Raw genomic sequence first — 1,286 nt, forward strand, 5'->3', positions numbered from 1 at the left:
GATGAAATGCGGGCGGGCGAACTCTTTGGCGAGCTTGCGGCCATGGACGGCATCAAGCGGTCAGCTAACGTAACGGCATTGACCCGCGGTGAAGCCTGCGTGATGCCCTCCAGTGTGTTCCGCGAGCTGGTCTATAGCGATCGCGTGGTCGCCGAACGACTGTTCTGCTTGATGGCTTCGCGCATCCGCGAACTCAACGAACGCTTCGTCGAACAAACGGTGCTCGATCTTCGGCACCGCCTCTATTCGGAGTTGCTGCGTCTGTCGATTCCACGCGGCGCCTCTGTCGAGCGCGTGGTGACGCCTCCGCCCTTCCACCACATCCTCGCCTCCCGTATCGGATGCCGGCGCGAGCAGGTGACGCGCGAGTTTACGGTGATGGCGCAAGAGGGCCTGATCGAGCGCACGCGCGGCGCCCTCGTGTTGCGCCGTCCCGATCTCTTGCGCGAGCGCGTGACCGACGCGCTCCGAGAGGGAACTTAGGGCGTGGACTCATAAGCGCGCAGCCATAGCCGGATTGATGCTAGTTTGATGAAGGCGAGATAGTTGGCGGCGAGCTTGTCATAGCGGGTGGCGATCCGCCGGCATTGCTTGATCTTGTTGAAGAAGCGCTCGACCAGGTTACGCGCTCGGTAGAGGTATGGACTTAAGCAGATCGGCTCCTTGCGATTTCGTTTTGGCGGGATGTTCGCCCACGCACCTTTCTGACTCGCGAACTCCCTGATCCAGTCCGCATCATATCCGCGATCTGCGAGCAACGTCGTTCGGGGTTGCAATTCCGCCAGGAGAACCGAGCAAAAGCGATTGTCGTGTGCCTCGCCTGGCGTGAGGCCAAGGCGCACTGGCAGACCATCGGGGTCTACTACCGCGTGAATCTTGCTGGTAAGTCCGCCTCGTGAACGATCCATGTGTTGCTCGCGATTGTCCGCGATACAGGCACCGTGCTGGTGCACGCGCGCAACCGACGTATCGATCATCTGCACCGCCGCGTCATGAGCTTTGGCGAGGGCGTCCATGATCTGATCCCAAACACCAGCCCGGCGCCAACGAACGAAGCGGTTGTAGCAGGTGGTATGAGGACCAAAGCCCTCCGGAAGATCGCGCCACGGCGCACCTGATCGCAAGACCCAGAATATACCGTTGAGCACACGACGGTCATCGACGCGGGGAACGCCGCGTGGCTTGTTCGGGAGCATCGGTCCAATGACACTCCATTCGTTGGCGCTGAGTTCATACCGCATGATTCGTGCTCCGATTTTTCGGGAGTTGGAATCACAATTTCGGAT

At 60.3% G+C, this 1,286-nt stretch carries 2 protein-coding genes; one reads left to right on the forward strand and one right to left on the reverse strand.

Annotation, left to right across the window (positions count from 1 at the left end):
- The coding region (locus tag AC1DT3_RS21575; RefSeq protein WP_477467230.1) for a Crp/Fnr family transcriptional regulator at nt 1–483 on the forward strand (483 nt) is incomplete at its 5' end.
- Here the strand turns inward: AC1DT3_RS21575 and AC1DT3_RS21580 are convergent.
- A complete protein-coding gene (locus AC1DT3_RS21580) occupies nt 480–1,241 on the reverse strand; it encodes an IS5 family transposase (protein WP_477467231.1) in 762 nt (253 codons plus the stop codon). The genes AC1DT3_RS21575 and AC1DT3_RS21580 overlap by 4 nt on opposite strands.
- Between the last annotated feature and the right edge of the window lie 45 nt (nt 1,242–1,286).

It is taken from the genome of Microvirga sp. P4_G7, from assembly GCF_056401005.1.